13 protein-coding genes are annotated in these 18,990 nt (G+C 71.6%); 12 read left to right on the top strand and 1 reads right to left on the bottom strand.

The genetic code is table 11. The annotated features are described in order from the left end of the window. Window positions 1–164 precede the first annotated feature (164 nt). From DK427_RS13105 to DK427_RS13160, 12 genes are all read left to right on the top strand, one after another. A complete protein-coding gene (locus DK427_RS13105) occupies window positions 165–2,420 on the top strand; it encodes a GumC family protein (RefSeq protein ID WP_109951654.1) in 2,256 nt (751 codons plus the stop codon). Beyond that, the gene (locus tag DK427_RS13110; RefSeq protein WP_109951655.1) at window positions 2,413–3,348 is read left to right on the top strand and encodes a WecB/TagA/CpsF family glycosyltransferase; all 936 of its coding nucleotides are present in this window, start codon (window positions 2,413–2,415) and stop codon (window positions 3,346–3,348) included. Before DK427_RS13105 ends, DK427_RS13110 begins: the two co-directional genes overlap by 8 nt. Before the next feature lie 8 nt (window positions 3,349–3,356). Further along, window positions 3,357–4,565 carry a glycoside hydrolase family 5 protein gene (locus DK427_RS13115; protein ID WP_162559795.1) on the top strand — a complete coding sequence of 403 codons (1,209 nt, stop codon included), beginning with the start codon at window positions 3,357–3,359 and terminating at the stop codon, window positions 4,563–4,565. 23 nt (window positions 4,566–4,588) lie between these two features. Next, window positions 4,589–5,581 (top strand): sterol desaturase family protein, encoded by a 993-nt coding sequence (locus DK427_RS13120; protein ID WP_109951657.1) that lies wholly within the window; start codon window positions 4,589–4,591, stop codon window positions 5,579–5,581. Window positions 5,582–5,594: 13 nt separating this feature from the next. Continuing rightward, window positions 5,595–6,728 carry a GNAT family N-acetyltransferase gene (locus DK427_RS13125; protein WP_109951658.1) on the top strand — a complete coding sequence of 378 codons (1,134 nt, stop codon included), beginning with the start codon at window positions 5,595–5,597 and terminating at the stop codon, window positions 6,726–6,728. 104 nt (window positions 6,729–6,832) lie between these two features. Beyond that, on the top strand, window positions 6,833–8,275 hold the full coding sequence (locus tag DK427_RS13130; protein ID WP_109951659.1) for a mannose-1-phosphate guanylyltransferase/mannose-6-phosphate isomerase: 1,443 nt from the start codon (window positions 6,833–6,835) through the stop codon (window positions 8,273–8,275). Between the two features lie 266 nt (window positions 8,276–8,541). Further along, window positions 8,542–10,200, top strand: a complete 1,659-nt coding sequence (locus DK427_RS13135; protein WP_109951660.1) for an acetolactate synthase large subunit — start codon at window positions 8,542–8,544, stop codon at window positions 10,198–10,200. 81 nt (window positions 10,201–10,281) lie between these two features. Continuing rightward, window positions 10,282–11,460: an iron-containing alcohol dehydrogenase gene (locus tag DK427_RS13140; protein ID WP_109951661.1), complete on the top strand. Its 1,179-nt coding sequence runs from the start codon at window positions 10,282–10,284 to the stop codon at window positions 11,458–11,460. A gap of 69 nt (window positions 11,461–11,529) precedes the next feature. Then, on the top strand, window positions 11,530–12,321 hold the full coding sequence (locus tag DK427_RS13145) for a poly(R)-hydroxyalkanoic acid synthase subunit PhaE (protein ID WP_109951662.1): 792 nt from the start codon (window positions 11,530–11,532) through the stop codon (window positions 12,319–12,321). Continuing rightward, window positions 12,318–13,424 carry a class III poly(R)-hydroxyalkanoic acid synthase subunit PhaC gene (phaC, locus tag DK427_RS13150; protein WP_109951663.1) on the top strand — a complete coding sequence of 369 codons (1,107 nt, stop codon included), beginning with the start codon at window positions 12,318–12,320 and terminating at the stop codon, window positions 13,422–13,424. Before DK427_RS13145 ends, phaC begins: the two co-directional genes overlap by 4 nt. A gap of 20 nt (window positions 13,425–13,444) precedes the next feature. Continuing rightward, the gene (locus tag DK427_RS13155) at window positions 13,445–15,442 is read left to right on the top strand and encodes an acyl CoA:acetate/3-ketoacid CoA transferase (protein ID WP_109951664.1); all 1,998 of its coding nucleotides are present in this window, start codon (window positions 13,445–13,447) and stop codon (window positions 15,440–15,442) included. Further along, window positions 15,435–16,907: an NAD-dependent succinate-semialdehyde dehydrogenase gene (locus DK427_RS13160; RefSeq protein WP_109951665.1), complete on the top strand. Its 1,473-nt coding sequence runs from the start codon at window positions 15,435–15,437 to the stop codon at window positions 16,905–16,907. The genes DK427_RS13155 and DK427_RS13160 overlap by 8 nt, the downstream gene beginning before the upstream one ends. Window positions 16,908–17,291: 384 nt before the next feature. On the opposite strand, the gene DK427_RS13165 is transcribed toward DK427_RS13160, so the two are convergent. Further along, window positions 17,292–18,824 carry a CYTH and CHAD domain-containing protein gene (locus DK427_RS13165; RefSeq protein ID WP_109951666.1) on the bottom strand — a complete coding sequence of 511 codons (1,533 nt, stop codon included), beginning with the start codon at window positions 18,822–18,824 and terminating at the stop codon, window positions 17,292–17,294. Window positions 18,825–18,990: the final 166 nt, after the last annotated feature.

Below are 18,990 nucleotides of genomic sequence, written 5' to 3' on the forward strand. Positions count from 1 at the left end.
GCTGTCCGAGCGTTGTTAACCAATCCTTACGCGAAAGACGGGCCGCACCGTCGCCTACATCTGGAATAAAAGGAGTTCGTCTTCAGGTAACAGATGGTGAGATTCGAGCCGCCCTGGGGAATGCTGGCGTATCAGCGACCCATACACGGAAGCCGAACATCGGGATGGTTGAACACTTCTACCCTGTTGCGCACGCCGATCTTTCGACACGGATCGACAGAGGTCGCTCGGAGGGTCGGGCGGACGCGATCGTCGACCTGGCGGCGGCCCGGCGCTTCCTCGCCCGGCGCTGGTGGCTGATCGCGGGCGTCGCGCTGCTCTGCGTCGTGACGGCGGGAATCGTCCTGTCTCTGGTGCCCAAGACCTACACGGCCACCGCGATCCTCATCGTCGATCCGCGCACGCAGAAGGTGGCGCAATCCGAGGTCGTGCTCGGCGGCATCGGGTCCGACGCGGCGGCGGTCGAGAGCCAGGTCGAGATCCTGGAATCCTCCACGCTCGCCAAGCGCGTGGTGGCCGAACTCGGCCTCGACCGCGCGGGCGAGCTGAGCGAGACCTCGGCGATCGAGCGCGCCGCGGCCGGCCTGCGCGGTCTCCTCGGCCTCGCCACCCCCGCCCCGAGCGCGGCGGAGCAGCGGGAGCGGGTGCTGCAGCGCTTCGGCGAGCGTCTGCGCGTGCGCCGCCGCGGCCTCACCTACGTGCTGGAGATCGCCTACAGCTCGGGCTCCGCCGAGACCGCCGCGCAGGTCGCCAACGCGCTGGCCGGCGCCTACCTGGCGGACCAGCAGCGCCAGAAGCAGGAGGCGGCCAGGAACGCCGCCGGCATGCTGGGCGGACGCCTCGACGAGCTGCGGGCGCGGGCGCGGGACACCGAGCGCGCGGTCTCGACCTTCAAGAACCAGAACGGCATCGTCGATCTGGGCTCCGCTCAGACCCTACTCGACCGCGAGATCGCCGAGCAGAGCCAGCAGCTCACCCAGGCCCAGGCCCGGGGTGCCGAAGCGGGCGCGCGCTACGCGCAGGCGCGGCGGGCCACGGCCTCCGGCGCCGAGGGCGGGGGCACGCTCGCCGAGGCGCTGCAATCGAGCGTCGTGACCAACCTGCGCCAGCAATACGCCCAGCTCGGCGCGCAACTCGCGGACCTGCGCAACAATCTGGGCCCGCGCCATCCGGCCGTCGGCGCCGCGGAGGCGCAGGTCCGCACCGTCGCGGGCCAGATCCGGACGGAGATCGGCCGCCTCGCGCAAGGGCTGCGCAACGAGGCCGAGGCGGCGAGCGCGCGCGAGCGCACCCTCACGGCGAGCCTCGAGCGCCTCAAGAAGCAGGCCGCCCAGCGCGGCCAGGCGCGGGTGCGGCTCGCCGAGCTGGAGCGCGAGGCGCAGGCCAGCAAGGTCATCCTGGAGCAGTACCTGCTGCGCCAGAAGGAGACGAGCGAGCAGCAGAACCTCGTCGGCGCCGAGGCGCGGGTGCTCACGCCCGCGGCCCCGCCCCTGCGGCCGAGCGCGCCGAAGACCGGGCTCCTGCTCCTCGTCGCCCTGGCGGGCGGGCTGGTGCTCGGGCTCGGCGCGGCGGCGGCCGCCGAGGCGATGGAGCCGGGGCTGCGGCACGCGGGCGCGGTCGAGCGGGGTCTCGGCGTGCCCCTGCTCGGCACCCTGCCGCGGGTCTCCGCGAGCCGGCTCGCGGCGGGCGGGGGGCGCGATGGCGGCCAGGGCGGCTCCGGACACGCGCGGCTCATCGGCGACAGCCGCGAGCACGCGCGCTTCGACGAGGCGATCCGGATGCTCGCCCTGCCGCTCAATGCCGGGGCCGGGGCACAGGGCTTGGACCGGTCCGGACTCGATCAGCGCGGCATCGCGGGGCGCAGCGGCGACACCCTGCTGGTGACCTCGGCGCTGCCGGGCGAGGGCAAGTCGACGGTCGCCGAGCATCTCGCGGCGGCGTTCGCGGCCCAGGGCCGCAAGGTTCTGCTGGTCGATCTCGACACGCGCGACGCGCGCCTCACCCGCTCCCGCCGGGCCGGACAGAGCCCCGGCCTCCTCGACGCGCTGCGCAACGCGTCCGATCCCGGCAACTTCGTCCACCACGGGACCGTCGACGCGATCAGCTTCCTGCCCATCGGCATCGCTCGGGACGACCCCAAGGCCGCGGAGCTGTTCTTCAGCCCGGCGCTCGGACGGGCGGTGGCGGACCTGCGCCGCCGCTTCGACCTGATCGTGCTGGACGGGTCGAGCCTCCTGCGCGGCGTCGAGGGACGGCTGCTCCTCGCCCACGCGGACCGGACGGCCCTGGTGGTCGAGTGGGGCCGGACGAGCCGCGACGACGTCAAGGCGGCGCTCGACCTGTTCGGGCGCGCGCCCGGCAGCCTCGCCGGCATCATCCTCAACAAGGTCGATCGGAAGGCGCTGCGACGCTATGGCTGAGACCCACTTCGACGGCGGCCAGGGAGCGGCGCCCGGCGGACGGCCTGGCCGAGGCCGCGGGCGGGGCATCCCGTTGAAGGCAATCGGCCGCGCTGAGCCGCGGGCGCGCCGCTCGCCCGCGGTGCCGGAGCGCGCGACGCCGCGCGGCCTCCACCGCGATCCGATCCTGGCGGCGGTGCCGCGCGTCGGCCTGGGCGGCCTGCCGATCGCGGTGCACGGGCGCGAGGAGGCGACCGCCCTTCTGGTCGATCTCGCCCTCGACCGCCGGGGCCGCGACGCGCCGCCCCCGATCATCACCTCGGCCAACGGTCAGGTCCTCTCGCTCTGCGCGCGCGACCCAGAGATCCGGCGGCTGTTCGAGACGAGCGACCTCATCCACGCGGACGGCGCCCCCCTGGTCTTCGCCTCGTACCTGCGGGATCGCGCCCTCCGCCTGCCCGAGCGCGTGGCGACCACGGACCTCTTCCACGACGTCGCCCAGGAGGCCGTGCGGCTGGACCTCAGCTTCTACATGCTGGGCTCCACGGAGGCTGGCATGGCACGGGCCGCGGCGAACGTGCGTGCCCGTTATCCCACCCTGCGGCTCGCGGGCGCCCATCACGGCTACATCGAGGGCGCGCAGGCGGCCGAGCAGGTCGCAGCGATCGCGCGGGCGCAGCCCGACATCCTCTGGCTCGGCATGGGCGTGCCGCGCGAGCAGGCCTTCGCCCTGCGCTGGCAAGCGGCGCTCGCGGGCGTCGGCGTGATCAAGACGTCCGGCGGCCTGTTCGACTTCCTGTCGGGCGCGCGCAGCCGGGCACCGGACTGGATGCAGCGCTTCGGTCTCGAATGGGCCTACCGCGCGAGCCTCGAACCCGCGCGCCTGCTGCCGCGCTACGCGGTGACGAACCCGCACGCGCTCTACCTGCTGCTGACGCGGCGCGGCTGAGCCTTCCGATGCGCGCCCTCGTGCCAGGTCTCCTGCCCGGTCTCCTGCCCGGTCTCCTGCCCGGTCTCCTGCTCGCTCTCCTGCTCGCCCTGCCGGGCCCGGCCGCCGCGGCGCCCGGCCGGGCCGCGCTCTGCGCGGCGCAGGGCGACTCCGAGCGCGGGGTGCCGGCTTCCCTCGTCGGCCGGCTCGCCCGGGGCTTCAACCTGACGGGCTGGATCGAGGGGGACGCCCCGACGCCGCCCGATCCCGTCCTGCTGCGCCGGCTGCTCGCCCGCGGCCTGACCCATGTGCGCCTGCCCTTCGACGGCGAGCACCTGATGCCGGCCCTGGGCACGGGCACAGGCCAGGCCGAGCGGCTCGGGCGCCTCGACGCGGCTCTGCGGCAGCTCCTCGATGCCGGCTTCACCGTGAGCCTCGACATGCATCCGGGCGACCGCTTCGGCGCCCTGCACCGCGCCGAGCCCGAGCGGGCGCTGGCGCTGCTCGACGCGGCCTGGGCGGTCCTGGCGCGGCGCTACGCACGCCTCGCCCCGGACCGGCTGCTGTTCGAGGTGCTGAACGAACCGCCGAACGCGGAGGCCTGGACCGGGCAGCTGCCGCGCGCGGTGGCTGCCCTGCGGGTCCACGCGCCGGAGCGGATCCTCGTCGTGTCGCCCGGTGGGCCGCAGCGTGTCGAGGCGATGGCCGCGCTCACCCCCCTCGACGACCCGCGCCTCGTCTACGCCTTTCACTTCTACGATCCGATGGCCTTCACCCACCAGGGCAACGACTGGGGCGCGGCCGACGACCCGCTGCGCTTTCTCGGCGGTCTGCCCTTCCCGGCCGCGTCGCAAGACCCGGCCGTGCGGGCGGTCGCGGCGCGCCTCGCGCGCGAAGGCCGGGCGGACTCGGCGGCCGAGCTCGCCCGGCAGATCCGGCAGCCCTGGACCGCAGAGGCGATCGACCGTCAGTTCGCCCCGGTCGGCGACTGGATCGCGCGCCACCGCCGCCCGGTCATCGCCAACGAGTTCGGCGCCCTCGACACCGCTCCCCTGGCCGACCGCGCCCGTTGGCTCGCCGCCGTCCGGGCAGCGGCCGAGCGGCGCTGCATCGGCTGGACCCACTGGGACTACGCCGACGCCTTCGGCTTCGTCACGCGCCGCGACGGGGCCGAGCGGCCGGTGGCGGCGCTCCTCGACGCCCTCATCCCCCCGAAGGCCGCGGGCCGCGCGCCCTGAAGCCGCTGCGAGGAGGACTCGACATGGACGATGTCATGAACTTCATCGACGCGATCATCCGGCGCGTCTCCTCGGGCAACCTGCTCGCCGCGGGGCTCCTGCTCGCCACCGCGCTCGTCTGCGCGCTGGTCGCCTACCTGCGCACGGCCGAGCGCTACTCGTTCCGGGAGTTCTTCGAGTTCGCGATCCCGCACGAGGTGATCGTCCACCCCTCGGCGCGCGCCGACGTGCTGTTCTGGATCACGCGGCGTGTCTTGATGCCGTTTCTGATGCTGCCGGCGGGCATCACCTTCGTGGTCGCGGTGGGCTACGCCACGAACCGCGGGTTCGGCGCCCTCTTCGGCATCGACCAGCCGATCCTCGGCGAGCCCGGCCCGGTGACAGTGGTGGTCTTCACCCTCACGATGCTGCTGGCCTACGACCTGTCCTACTATCTCTACCACACCGCGCAGCACCGCTTCCCCTTCCTGTGGGAGCTGCACAAGGTGCACCACTCGGCCGAGGTGATGATCGGCATCACGAAGGACCGGGTCCACCCGCTCGACGAGCTGATGAACCGCGCCTGGGACGGCGTGATCCCCGGCATCTGCTTCGGGATCTGGACGCTGCTCTCGCTCGATCCGGTCGAGGTCACGATCTTCGGCGTCAACGTCTACGTGATGCGCAACATCCTGATGATGGACTTCGTGCGCCACACCCATTTCAAGATCTCGTTCGGGGCGCTCAACCACGTGGTCCTGTGCCCGCACTGGCACCAGCTGCACCACTCCACCGACCCGCGCCACTACGACAAGAACTTCGGCCTGCTGTTCTCGTTCTGGGACCGGCTCTTCGGCACGCTCTGCGTCCCGAAGCCCGACGAGGATTTCAAGTTCGGCATCATGGACCGGGACGCGGCGGCCTATCAGTCGCTCTCCGGCCTCTACATCCTGCCCCTGAAGAAGATGGGCCGGCACATCGCCCGCTTCGTCCGGCGTCTGCGCGGGCAGCCGGAGCGGCCCCGGCAGAGCGCCTGACGGAGAGCCTGCGATGGAACGGTTCGAGATCGTCGGCACGGCCGAGCGGCTCCGGGCGGTCGGCCCGGCCTGGACGGGGCTCTGGAAGGCCCGCGGCGCCCTGGTGTTCCAGAGCCACGCCTGGATCTCGGCGTGGTGGGACAGCGTGCGGGACGGCGGGGGGCGGCGCCTCGCCATCGTGCTGGCCTGGCGCGGCGCGGACCTCGTCGGCGTGCTGCCGCTCGCCACCGTGCGCCGCCGCGGCCTGCGCGTCCTCGAATGGGCCGCCAAGGATTGCAGCGACTTCGCGGACGCGCTCCTCGCCCCTGACATGGGCGCGGATCTCCTGCCCCGGATGTGGGCCCATCTTTCGGGCGCGGGCGGGTTCGACCTCGCCTATCTGAGCCATCTGCGTCCCGAGGCCCGGGCCGGCGCGCTGGTCGGTGCGCCCTCGGGCGGGGTCCGCCTGCGCCCGAACCACCGCACCGAGCAGAACTGGCGAGTGTGCGGCCCCTTCCCGAGCGGGAAGGCATGGTTCGACGGGCAGCCGAAGAAGATGCGCCAGAACCACCGCAGGGGTCAGAAGTTCATTGCCGAGCGGGGGCCGATGACCTCCCGCCTGCTCGCGCCCGGCGCGGACCTCGACGACCTGATCGGCTGGTTCATCGCCAGGAAGCGCGCCTGGCTCACGGCCAACGGTCTGCCACCGGGCCTGTTCTACGCGGAGGGCTCGGGCGCGCTCGCCGCGATGGTGCGCGTGCTGGACGAGGCCGGGCTGCTGCGCGTCTTCGTGCTGGAATGCGACGGCGCACCGGTCGCCGCCTCAATCAACTTCGTGCAGGGCGGCACGCTGATGGCGTTCGTCACCACCTACGACCCGGATTTCGAGCGCGCCTCGCCGGGCCTCGTGCTGATGATCGACTACATCGTCTGGGCCTTCGACCACGGCCTGCACACGGTCGACTTCCTCTGCGGCGACGAGGGCTTCAAGGGTCGCTTCGGCACGCAGTGCCTCACACTCGGCTCCCTGATGGGCGCCCGTACGCTGCCGGGGGTGGCCGCGCACCTGCTCGACCGCGGCGGGCGCGGACTGTCCCGCCGCCTCGCGGCGCGCCGGACAGCGCCGGCCGAACCGCGGACGAGGCCGTCGGAGGACGCTGCGGCCTGAAAAACGCCCGGGGCGATCGCGGCGCGACAAACGGGCAGGGTTCGGGCTAAAGGAAAGGACGGAAGGTGGCGGGAGTGCCACCGCAGGATCCCGGCGACCACACCATGTCCGAGCCTTCGACCCTCATCCGTCCCGTGATCCTGTGCGGGGGCTCCGGCACACGGCTCTGGCCTGCATCGCGCGAGAGCATGCCCAAGCAGTTCGCCCGCCTGGTCGATCCGGAACAGTCCACCTTCCAGGCCACGGCCCTGCGCGTGGCCGAGCCCGGCCTGTTCGCCCGGGCCACCGTGATCGCGGCGGCCGAGTCCCGCTTCATCGTCGCCGAGCAGCTCCTGCAGGCCGGCCTCACCGCCGACATCGTCCTCGAACCGCAAGGCCGCGACTCGGCCGCGGCCGTCGCGGTCGCGGCGCTGCACGCGGCCAAGGCCGACCCGCAGGCCATCGTGCTCATCATGGCCGCCGACCACGTCATCGGCGACGCCCCTGCCTTCCGCCGCGCCGTCGCCGCGGCCGCCGAGGGCGCGCGCGCGGGCGCCATCATGACGCTGGGCATCGAGCCGACCCGGCCCGCCACCGATTACGGCTACATCCGCCGCGGCAGCCCGCTCGCCGCCGAGGCGGGCGAGGCGCACGGCGCCTGTGCGGTCGAGCGCTTCGTCGAGAAGCCGGATGCGGCGGGCGCCGTGCGTCTCATCGCCGAAGGCGCGCTCTGGAACTCCGGTTACTTCCTGTTCCGCGCCGACGTGATGCTGGCCGAACTCGAAGCCTTCGCCCCGGCGGTAATGGCCGGCGCCCAGGCGGCCCTGGCGGCGGCGGCCAGCGACCTCGATTTCGTGCGCCTCGATGCCGAAGCCTTCGGCCAGATCCCAAAGATCTCGATCGACTACGCGGTGATGGAGCGCACGGCCCGCGCGGGCGTGCTGCCGGTCTCCTTCCCCTGGTCGGACGTGGGTACCTGGGACGCGGTCTGGGGCGTGCTGGAGCGCGACGGAGACGGCAACGCGCTGCGCGGCCGGGTCGAGCTGATCGGCACGCGGAACAGCCTCGTGCACAGCGAGGGCGAGGGGCTGACCACGGTGGTGGGCCTGGAGGACGTGGTCGTGGTGACCACGCCCGACGCGGTGCTGGTGGCCTCCAAGGCGCATTCGGGGCGGGTCAAGGAGCTGGTGGGCCAGCTGCGCGCCCGCGCGCATCCGGAGGCGGACGCGCATCTGCGCATGTACCGGCCCTGGGGCTGGTACCAGCGCATCGACATCGGCGCACGCTTCCAGGTGAAGCGGATCATGGTGACGCCGGGCGGACGCCTCTCCCTTCAGAAGCACTACCACAGGGCCGAGCACTGGGTGGTGGTCAAGGGCACGGCCGAGGTAACGGTGGACGAGCGGGTGGTGCTGGTCCACGAGAACGAGGCGGTCTACCTGCCGATCGGCTCGATGCACCGGCTGACCAACCCGGGCAAGATCCCGCTCGAGCTCATCGAGGTCCAGGTCGGATCCTACACCGGCGAGGACGACATCATCCGCGTCGAGGACATCTACGGGCGCTGACACGGCCCTCGCGCGGTGAGGTTCCCCGGCTACCGGCGCGGGGCGCCTCCGCTCGCCGCGCGGGGCCTCACGGCACGAAAGCTGCGTGCCGCGGGACGGTGGCGTGCAACCGCTTTCATCCGACGCGAATCCTATACTCGTGTCTTGATTCGCTCGGCTGAACTGGTTGTCCGATGCGCCAGCTTGCAGGAAACCCCGAGCATCCGACACTGGGACCGCGCGGCCGGATGGGGCGGGCGCGGCGCGATTGAAGAGGGACCGAGAGGATGCCGAAGGGATCCGACCTGCTCGTGCAAGCGCTGGAGAACGAGGGCGTCGACCGCGTCTTCGGCATCCCGGGCGAGGAGAACCTCGACATCGTCGAGTCCCTGCGCACCTCGAAGATCGAGCTCGTCCTGACCCGCCACGAGCAGGCCGCAGCCTTCATGGCCGCAACCTACGGGCGGCTCACCGGCAAGCCCGGCGTCTGCCTCGCCACGCTCGGCCCGGGCGCGCTCAACTTCTCGACCGGCGCCGCCTACGCGCATCTGGGCGCCATGCCGATGATCATCATCACCGGCCAGAAGGGCATCCTCTCCTCGCGCCAGGCCCGCTTCCAGATCGTCGACGTCATCGCCTCGATGAAGCCGATCACCAAGATGGCGCGCCAGATCGTCTCCGCCTCCTCGATCCCCACCATCGTGCGCGACGCCTTCCGGGTCGCCATGGAGGAGCGGCCCGGCCCGGTCCTCTTGGAGCTGCCCGAGGACATCGCGGCCGAGGAAGCCGATTCGTACACGGTGCCCTCCCACCCGATCGACATCCCGGTCGCCCATCCGAAGGCGATCGAGCGCGCCGCCGAGATGATCGTCGCGGCCAAGCGCCCGCTGGTGATGCTGGGCGCGGCCGCCTCCCGCCCGCGCTCGACGAGCGACCTCGGCGGCTTCGTGCAGCGCACCGGAATCCCGTTCTTCACCACCCAGATGGGCAAGGGCACGGTCGCGCACGGCACCCGCCTCTACATGGGCACCGCCGCCCTGTCGGAGCGCGACTACGTGCACGAGGCGATCGACGCCGCCGACCTCATCATCGCCATCGGCCACGACACGGTGGAGAAGCCGCCCTTCTTCATGGGCCAGCCGGACCAGAAGGTGCTGCACATCAGCTACACCCCGGCCAATGTCGAGCAGGTCTACTACCCCGACGCCGAGGTGGTGGGCGATCTCGGCCCCACCCTGAAGCTGCTCGCCGACCGGCTGGAGGACAGGCTGCCGAACGCGGGCGCGTTGCTGCCGCTGCGCGAGCACATCCTGTCCCGCATCGCCGACCGGGCCGACGAGGACCGCTTCCCCGTCACCCCGCAGCGGCTGGTGCGCGACGTGCGCCGGGTGATCCCCGAGGACGGCATCGTCTGCCTCGACAACGGGATGTACAAGATCTGGTTCGCCCGCAACTATCGCACCTACGTGGCCAACACGCTGCTGCTCGACAACGCGCTGGCCACGATGGGCGCGGGCCTGCCCTCGGCGATGATGGCGGCGCTGCTCTACCCGAAGCGCCGTGTCATGGCGGTGTGCGGCGACGGCGGCTTCATGATGAACAGCCAGGAGATGGAGACGGCCGTGCGGCTCGGCCTCAACCTCGTGGTGCTGATCCTGGACGACTCGGCCTACGGCATGATCCGCTGGAAGCAGGCGGTGGACGAGTTCCCGGATTACGGCATGACCTTCAAGAACCCGGACTTCGTGAAGTACGCCGAGTCCTACGGCGCCACGGGACACCGGGTCGGCGCGGTCGAGGATCTGGGGCCGACGCTGGAGAAGGCGTTCCAGGCCGGCGGCGTCCACCTCGTGGCGGTGCCGATCGACTACTCGGAGAACACCCGCGTGCTCGTGAAGGAGCTGCGCGAGAAGGTGAAGCCGTCGCAGCCCGAGGCGACCGCCTGAGGCGGGACGACCCAGGCACCTGATACTGCCGCGCGCGGACTCCCGCGCGCGGGCCCGACGCCGAAGCCGAGGATGCGCGCCATGAAGCCCTTCACCTTCCAGACCACGCCGAACGTGCTGTTCGAGGCGGGCGCCTCGGCCAAGCTCCCCGAGATCGTGGCCGGGCTGAAGGCCAAGCGCGTCCTGCTCGTCACCGACAAGGGCGTACGGGATGCCGGGCTGACCGCCGCGGCCGAGACGGCGCTGGCCGAGGCCGGCGTGCAGATCGATGTGTACGACGACGTGAAGGCGGACCCGCCGGCCAGCATCATTGAGGCGGCCGCCGCCCGTGCCCGCGAGGCCAGCACCGATCTCGTCCTCTCGATCGGCGGCGGCTCGGCCCTCGATACGGCCAAGCTCGTGGCCTACCTCGCCAAGTCCGACGAGCGGCTCGACGACATCTACGGCGTCGGCCTGGCGCTGGGCGAGCGCCTGCCCCTGATCCTGGTGCCCACCACCGCGGGCACCGGCTCGGAGGTGACGCCGATCTCGATCGTGACCACGCCCACCACCGAGAAGAAGGGCGTGGTCTCCCACAAGCTCCTGCCCGATTGGGCGGTGCTCGACCCTGAACTGACCCTGGGACTTCCGGCCCACGTCACCGCCGCCACCGGCATCGACGCGATGGTGCACGCCACCGAGGCCTTCACCAGCAAGAACAAGAAGAACCCGATCTCGGACCAGCTCGCCAAGCAGGCGCTGGCGCTGCTCTCGACCCATATCCGCACCGCCTGCACGGAGCCGAAGAACCTCGAGGCACGCTCGGGCATGCTGCTCGGCTCGATGCTGGCCGGCATGGCCTTCGCCAACGCGCCGGTCGCGGCCGTGCACGCGCTGGCCTATCCGATCGGCGCAATCTTCCACGTGCCGCACGGGCTCTCGAACGCCCTCGTGCTGATGGGCGTGATGCGGTTCAACCTCAGCCACGCGCAGGGGCTCTACGCCGAGCTCGCGCCGATCCTCGATCCGGAGGCGATCAACCTGCCCGAGAGCGAGGCCGCCGCCCGCTTCGTGGACGGGCTCGCGGCGATCTGCCGGGATTGCAAGGTTCCGGCCTCGCTGGCGGAAGTCGGCGTGAAGCAGGATGACCTTGAGCGGCTCGCCACCGACGCGATGAAGCAGACCCGCCTCCTCGTGAACAACCCGCGCGAGGTCACCCACAAGGACGCCTACGCGATCTACGCCGAGGCCCTCGACGGCACGGCCCAGAAGGCGGCCTGAGGCGATCGGGATCCCGCCGGGCCTGGACGCCCGGCGGCGCGAGGGTTCGGGACAGGGGAGGCGGTGTCGATGGATCCCTTCGAGAGCGTGAAGGCGATGGCGGAGCTTTGGGGGCGGGGTGCGCGCTCCTTCGCCGAGGCGCAGGCCAACATGATGGGCGCCTTCGCGGCCGGTCCCGCCCTCGCGGCGGATTCCGACGCGGCGCAGAAGGCGCAAGCGGCTTACGCCCGCGCCTGGGCCGACGCGCAGGCGGTCGCCGCGAGCTTCACGACGAGCCTCCGGGACAAGGAGGGCCAGGACCCGGTCGCCGCCGAGGTGCTGGCCAAGGTGTTCGACCCGCGCGGCTGGCTCTCGGCCACCAGCGAGGTGGATGCGGCGCTCAGCCGGATGGCCGAGGGCCCGCAATTCGCCGACCTGTTCCAGGTCGAGCGCAAGTTCGCCGCGCTCACCGCGGCCTGGACGGCACTGAGGCGGCGCAACCTCGAGCACAACACCCTGATGCTGGAGGCCTGGACGCGCGCCACCGGCGCCTTCTCGCAAGCGGTGAACGCCCGGGCCGAGGCCGGCAAGCCGCTCGAATCGGCCCGCGAACTGATGGCGCTCTGGATCGAGACGGCGAACGACGTGCTGGTCGAGACCCAGCGCTCGGAGGCTTTCCTGACGAGCCAGCGCGACTCGCTGAAGGCGGCTACCGAGCTGCGCGTCGCGCAAGGGGATCTCGCCGAGTTCTACAGCCGGATGTTCGGCTACCCGACCCGCTCGGAACTGGACGACCTGCACAAGACCGTCACCGAACTGCGCCGGGAACTGCGCGCGCTCAAGCGCGCGAGACGCTCCGGCCGGATGGAGGCCACCGCGTGAGCAGCAGCCGCCCCACCATCACGCCCGCCGACGCCGTGGCGGAGGCCTCCGCGCTCGGACGCCGCCTCGCGGAGGGCGCCAAGCTCTTCGGCGAGATCCGCGACGCGGACGTGCAGATCGCCACCACGCCGAAGGACCTCGTCTGGAGCCAGGACAAGGTCTCGCTCTACCGCTACCGGCCGCTCGCCGAATCCAAGGGCCTGCCCCCGGTGCTGATCGTCTACGGGCTGATCGGCCGCTACACCATGGCGGATCTGCAGGAGGACCGCTCGCTGGTGCGCAACCTCTTGAACCTCGGCCTCGACCTCTGGGTGGTCGACTGGGGCAATCCCGGCCGGGCCGAGCGCTTCGTCACCATCGACGACTACGTGGACGGCTACCTCGCCGAGTGCGTCAACGTGATCCAGGAGCGCACGCAGCGCGAGCGGCTGAACCTGCTCGGCATCTGCGAGGGCGGCGTCTTCACCACCTGCTACGCGGCGCTCAACCCCGATCAGGTCAACGCGATGGTGCTCACCATCACGCCGATCGACTTCCACGCCGACCAGGTCGACAACCGTCCGGGCCACGGCTTCATCAACCTCTGGGCGCGCTCACTGCGGCCGGAGGACATCGACCGGCTGATCGAGACGCAAGGGTCTCTGCCCGGCGCCTTCATGGGCTCGGTCTTCTCCATGATGACGCCGATGCGGACGCTGACGAAGTACAACCTCGACCTGCTCGACGCGCTCGCCGATAAGAAGAAGTTCCTGAACTTCCTGCGCATGGAGAAGTGGATCGCCGACCGGCCGGACCATCCGGGCGAGGCGGCCAAGCAGTGGCTGAAGGACCTCTACCAGGAGAACAAGCTGGTCGAGAGCCGCTTCGAATTGTCGGGCCGCACGGTGAAGCTCTCCGACATCACCTGCCCGGTGCTCAACGTCTTCGCCAAGGACGACCACATCATCCCGCCCGCCACGTCGCGGGCCCTCCAGGGCAAGATCGGCACGCAGGACTACACGGAGCTGGGGCTGCCCGGCGGCCATGTCGGCGTCTTCGTCGGCGGCAAGGCGCAGGCGCTGCTCGGCTCCGGCATCGCCGACTGGCTGAGCGCGCGCGGCTAGCGAGGGGAGGGGGCGTCGCGATGGGCAGCCTGAAGAACAAGATCGTCAGCGCCGACGAGGCCGCCGCCATCATCCACGACGGCGACATGGTGGCGGTGTCGGGCTTCGTCGGCATCGGCACGCCCGACGAGCTGATCCTGGCGCTCGCCCGCCGCTTCGAGGCGACGGGCGCGCCGCGCGACCTCGGGCTGATGTTCGCGGCCGCCCCCGGCGACGGCAAGGAGCGGGGCCTCAACCGGCTGGCGCTGCCGGGCCTGGTGCGGCGGGTCGTGGGCGGCCACTGGTCGCTGGTGCCCAAGCTCGGCGCCATGGCGGTCGAGGGGGAGATCGAGGCCTACAACCTGCCGCTCGGCGTCGTCTCGCACCTCTACCGCGAGATCGCCGCGCACACGCCCGGCCACATCACCAAGGTCGGCCTCAACACCTTCGTGGACCCGCGGCTCGAGGGCGGCAAGCTCAACGCGAAGACCACCGAAGATCTCGTCAACGTGGTCGAGCTCGGCGGCGAGCCCTGGCTCCATTACCGGGCCTTCCCGGTCCACGTCGCGCTGATCCGCGGCACGACCGCGGACCCGGCCGGCAACATCACGATGGAGCGCGAGGCGCTGACGCTGGACAACCTCGCGGCCGCCATGGCCGCGAAGAACTCGGGCGGCTTCGTGATCGCGCAGGTCGAGCGGCTGGCCGAGGCAGGCTCGCTCAACCCGCGCGAGGTGCAGGTGCCTGGCGTGCTGGTCGATTGCGTGGTGCTGAGCCAGCCGGAGAACCACCGCCAGACCTATGGCACCGCCTACAACCACGCCTATACGGGCCGCCAGCGCGTGCCGCTGGACCGGATCGCGCCGATCGGGCTCGACGAGCGCAAGGTGATCGCGCGGCGCTGCGCCTTCGAGCTGCCGCCGGGCGGCGTGGTCAATCTCGGCATCGGCATGCCGGAGGGCGTGGCCGCGGTCGCCGCCGAGGAGCGGGTGCTGAAATACCTGACGCTCACCGCCGAGCCCGGCGTGATCGGCGGCCTGCCGCAGGGCGGGCTCGATTTCGGTGCGGCGCTCAATCCCGCGGCGGTGCTGCACCAGAACCAGCAATTCGACTTCTACGACGGCGGCGGGCTCGACCTCGCCTGCCTCGGCCTCGCCCAGTGCGACGGCCAAGGCAACGTCAACGTCAGCCGCTTCGGCAAAAGGCTCGCGGGGGCGGGCGGCTTCATCAACATCTCGCAGAACGCCAAGAGCCTCGTCTTCGCCGGCACCTTCACGGCGGGCGGGCTGGGGATCGCGATCGAGGACGGGCAGGTGCGCATCCTGCAGGAGGGGCGCTCGCGGAAGTTCATCGCTGCGGTGGAGCAGGTGACCTTCTCCGGCGCCTTCGCGGCCGAGCGCGGGCAGCCCGTGCTCTACGTGACGGAGCGCTGCGTCTTCCGGCGCACCCGGGCCGGCATGGAACTCATCGAGGTGGCGCCCGGCATCGACATCGAGCGGGACATCCTCGCCCAGATGGGCTTCGCGCCGATCGTCCAGAATCCGAGGCCGATGGACCCGCGCCTGTTCCGCGAGGGCGTGATGGGGCTGGAGCCCTGGCTGCTCGGCCTCTCTCTTGCAGAGCGGATCAGCTACGATCCGGAGCGCAACATCCTGTTCTCGAATCTCGAAGGCCACCAGATCCGCACGATCGACGACGTCGAGCTGGTGCGCCGCGAGTACGAGCGAGCCTGCCAGGAGATCGGCCGCAAGGTCCATCTCGTGGCGAACTACGACGGGTTCGAGTGCGACCCGACGGTGAGCGACGCCTATTTCTCCACCATCGCGTATCTGGAGAATCGCTACTACGAGACCGCGGCGCGTTACACCACGAGCGCCTTCATGCGGCTGAAGCTCGGCGCCTCGCTGGCAAGTCGCGATCTGGCGCCCCACGTGTTCGAGACAAAAGCAGAGGCACAGGCGAGGAATACGGCCCTAAGCGTGCCCATCAAGCCGCGGCCCGCCACGCCGCAGCCTCCTAAGGAACCCCAGAATGCCTGAGACCGAGACCCTGTCCCTGAAGGACCCGAGCCTGCTCGTCGATGCCTGCCTGATCGGCGGCGAATGGTCGAAGAGCGGGTCCGGGTCGATCGAGGTGACGAACCCCGCCACCGGCGCCGTCATTGCACGCGTGCCCAACATAGGCGCCGAGGAGACGCGCCGGGCGATCGAGGCGGCGCACGCGGCCTATCCGGCCTGGCGCGCCAAGACCGCCGCCGAGCGCGCCACGCTGCTCAAGAAGCTCGCGGCGCTGATCACCGAGAACCAGGAGGATCTCGCCCGCATCCTCACCGCCGAGCAGGGCAAGTCGCTCGCCGAGGCGCGGGCCGAGGTCACCATGTCGGCGGGTTATGTCACGTGGTTCGCCGAGGAGGCCCGGCGCGTCTACGGCGAGGTCATCCCCTCGCCCTGGCAGAACCGGCGCATCCTGGTCACCAAGGAGCCGGTCGGCGTGGTGGGGGCGATCACGCCCTGGAACTTCCCGTCCTCGATGATCGCCCGCAAGCTCGCCCCCGCGCTCGCCGCCGGCTGCCCGATCGTGATCAAGCCCGCCACCCAGACCCCGCTCTCGGGCTTGGTCTGGGGCCTGCTCTGTGAGCGGGCCGGCATCCCGGCGGGCCTCGTCTCGATCCTCACCGGCTCGGCCCGGGCGATCGGGGGCGAACTCACCGGCAACCCGCTGGTGAAGAAGATCACCTTCACGGGCTCGACCGAGGTCGGCAAGATCCTGATGAGCCAGGCCGCCGGCACGGTGAAGAAGGTGTCGATGGAGCTCGGCGGCAACGCGCCCTTCATCGTCTTCGACGACGCCGACCTCGACCGGGCGGTCGAGGGCGCGATGCTGGCCAAGTACCGCAACTCGGGCCAGACCTGCGTCTGCACCAACCGGGTGCTGGTGCAGGACGGCATCTACGACGCCTTCGCGGAGAAGATGGCCGCAGCCGCCAAGGCCCTGAAGGTCGGCAACGGCGCGGAGGAGGGCGTGGTGCAGGGCCCGCTCATCGACCACGCCGCGGTCGAGAAGGTCGAGGCGCATATCCGCGACGCCACCGCCAAGGGCGCGCGGGTGATCGCGGGGGGCCGCCGCCACGCGCTCGGCGGCTCGTTCTTCGAGCCGACCGTGCTGGTCGACGTGGTGCCGGGCATGGATGTCGCCAAGGAGGAGACCTTCGGGCCGTTGGCGCCGCTCTTCCGCTTCCGCGACGAGGCGGAGGCGATCCGGATGGCCAACGACACGGAGTTCGGGCTGGCCTGCTACTTCTACACGCGCGATCTCGGGCGGGTCTTCCGGGTCTCGGAGGCGCTGGAATACGGCATGGTCGGCGTCAACGAGGGCATCATCACCACCGAGGTGGCGCCCTTCGGCGGCGTGAAGGAGTCGGGCGTCGGCCGCGAGGGCGGCCACCAGGGCATCGACGACTACCTGAACACCAAGTACGTCTGCGTCGGCGGCCTCGGCACCTGAGGCAGGTCTCCGGCCCGCCCCCGTGGGGGCGGGTCGGCAGACAGCTCACGCCGCGGGACATGGCCTCGACCGACGCGACTCCGTCGCGGTCGGCCCGGTCCGAAGAGACCGGAAACAAGGCTCCCCGTGCCGCTCTTGAGCCCGGCGCCCGGCGATGCGGGCGAGGGTCTCCACAGCGGTCCGACCAGGGTAGCGCCTCACAGACAGAATAGCCGCAGGCGGACACACGCCAGAAATGCGTGCGTCCGAAACTCTGCCGGCCGGGTCGCGATCCGCGACACGGCTGGCGGGCCGCCACCGACGCCCCCTCCGCCGGGGGCGGCCCGCCGCGCCTCGGCGTCGGAAGCGAGCCGGCGCTCCAGCCACCCCTCGGTGAGCCGCGTGTCAGCGCCAGAACGGCTTCACGTCGACCAAGTCGTCGTGGGCCTCGGCCGCCTTCTCGAGGAGGGCGTCGGCGTCCGCCTCCTTGTCGGCGGCGGTGAGGCCCGCCGCGAACGCGACCATTCCGTCCGCCGGTCCGTCCTCTGGCACGGCGAGGTCCGCCATCACCGTGTGGGCCGTGGCGAGATCGTTGAGCGCGCCGAGATGGTCCTGCAGATCGGAGAGCGCGTCGCCGAAGACCTTGTGGCGCTTGCGGGCCTTCTTGGAATCGTAGAGCCCGGCGAAGAACTCGGCGCCGTAGCGCAGCTTCTTGGCGGCGATGCGGACCCGGTGGCGCTCCTCCGGGTCGAGCCGGTCGAGGTGGCGGCCGCGCTGCTTCACGCGGCGCCGGAAGCGATCGAGCACCCGGGCGGCGAAGTCGCGGGCATCCTCGTCGGCGCCGGGGGCCTCGCGCCATGGCCCGGTCTCGATCCAGGCGACGAGATCGATCAGCAGCGCGCGCCATTCCGGGGCGTCGAGGGTGGCCAGCACGGCGGCGTAGGCGCGGGCGTGCTCGGCCTCCAGCCGCTCGCGCAGGGCCACAAGGCCGGGCTCGTCCGGCCGGCGCTCGATCTCGGCGGGCAGGGTGGTGGCCAGGAAGACGTCGAGGTTGCGCGCCTGCCCGAAAGGCTCGGTGACCCGCTTGATCTCGTCGTTGAGGATCGCGGCGCGCGGGTCGGCCGAGAGCAGCGGCTTGAACAGCGAGAAGGCCGAGCGGAGGCGACGGATCGCGACCCGCATCTGGTGCAGAGCCTCCGGCGGCTTCGCGGCCAGAAAGACGGCCTCGTTCAGGCGCAACTGGCGCAGGCAGGCCAGCGCGATCAGGCGGAAGGCGTCCGCCGCGCGCGCACCCTCCGGCATCACGACCGGCTCGGCCTTCGTCGGGCGGAGCGAGCGGCCGTCGAGGAGGGCGAAGCCGCGCTCGCTCTTGGCGCGCGCCCCGAGGCGCAGCGGGACGGTCTCGGCGAGCGCCTGGGCCAGGGCGAAGAGATCGCCGGCCGTGCCGGATTCGAGTTCGAGTTCCAGCTCGGTCAGGGCGGCGTCCCCGCTCGACGGCGTCTCGACCCGGCCCTCGTCGCGGGTCACCAGGATGCGCGAGGCCCCGTAATCGACCGGGTGCTCGGCCCGCATCACCACGGTGCTGAACTGGGGCGCGAGCGCTGGATCCTTCGCCCCCTCCAGCACCGCGCGGACCGGCGTGTCGGCGAAGCCCTCCGGTTCCGGCGCCTCGCCCGGGACGGGCACTTCCCACTCGGCCCGGTCGAACAGGCCGATGCCGCCCTCGCCGGACTTCACGGTCTGCACGAAGGTCTCGCCCTTGCGCCGGACCCGGAGCGTCAGCCCGGCCGCGCGCAGGTCCTGGTCGGCGGTGTCGAAGTAGGTGGAGACGATAAGCCGGGGCTCCGGTGCCCCCTGGAGCAGCGGGTGCCTGGCCAGGGCGGAGAGATCCGGCCCGACGCATTCCAGTTTCAGCTCGACCTCGCGCGGCGCGCTCATGCAGTGTCTTTCCGTCTCCTCGGGACCGCCCGCAGGGCGGCCGATGCCGTCGATTCGCGTCCGTCGCGCGTGCGGCGTCGTGTCATAGCACGTCCTGGCCCACGCGCCGGTCCGCGTCGGCAACGCGCGAACCGGCGAAGGGATCGACGGCGGCGCGCGGAAGGCG

The organism is Methylobacterium radiodurans (genome assembly GCF_003173735.1).
Lineage (GTDB): Bacteria > Pseudomonadota > Alphaproteobacteria > Rhizobiales > Beijerinckiaceae > Methylobacterium > Methylobacterium radiodurans.

Excerpts from the sequence above, each read along its gene's own strand:
- DK427_RS13105 (WP_109951654.1), top strand. The coding sequence starts at position 165 with ATGGTTGAACACTTCTACCCTGTTGCGCACGCCGATCTTTCGACACGG.
- DK427_RS13110 (WP_109951655.1), top strand. The coding sequence starts at position 2,413 with ATGGCTGAGACCCACTTCGACGGCGGCCAGGGAGCGGCGCCCGGCGGA.
- DK427_RS13115 (WP_162559795.1), top strand. The coding sequence starts at position 3,357 with ATGCGCGCCCTCGTGCCAGGTCTCCTGCCCGGTCTCCTGCCCGGTCTC.
- DK427_RS13120 (WP_109951657.1), top strand. The coding sequence starts at position 4,589 with ATGGACGATGTCATGAACTTCATCGACGCGATCATCCGGCGCGTCTCC.
- DK427_RS13125 (WP_109951658.1), top strand. The coding sequence starts at position 5,595 with ATGGAACGGTTCGAGATCGTCGGCACGGCCGAGCGGCTCCGGGCGGTC.
- DK427_RS13130 (WP_109951659.1), top strand. The coding sequence starts at position 6,833 with ATGTCCGAGCCTTCGACCCTCATCCGTCCCGTGATCCTGTGCGGGGGC.
- DK427_RS13135 (WP_109951660.1), top strand. The coding sequence starts at position 8,542 with ATGCCGAAGGGATCCGACCTGCTCGTGCAAGCGCTGGAGAACGAGGGC.
- DK427_RS13140 (WP_109951661.1), top strand. The coding sequence starts at position 10,282 with ATGAAGCCCTTCACCTTCCAGACCACGCCGAACGTGCTGTTCGAGGCG.
- DK427_RS13145 (WP_109951662.1), top strand. The coding sequence starts at position 11,530 with ATGGATCCCTTCGAGAGCGTGAAGGCGATGGCGGAGCTTTGGGGGCGG.
- DK427_RS13155 (WP_109951664.1), top strand. The coding sequence starts at position 13,445 with ATGGGCAGCCTGAAGAACAAGATCGTCAGCGCCGACGAGGCCGCCGCC.
- DK427_RS13160 (WP_109951665.1), top strand. The coding sequence starts at position 15,435 with ATGCCTGAGACCGAGACCCTGTCCCTGAAGGACCCGAGCCTGCTCGTC.
- DK427_RS13165 (WP_109951666.1), bottom strand. The coding sequence starts at position 18,824 with ATGAGCGCGCCGCGCGAGGTCGAGCTGAAACTGGAATGCGTCGGGCCG.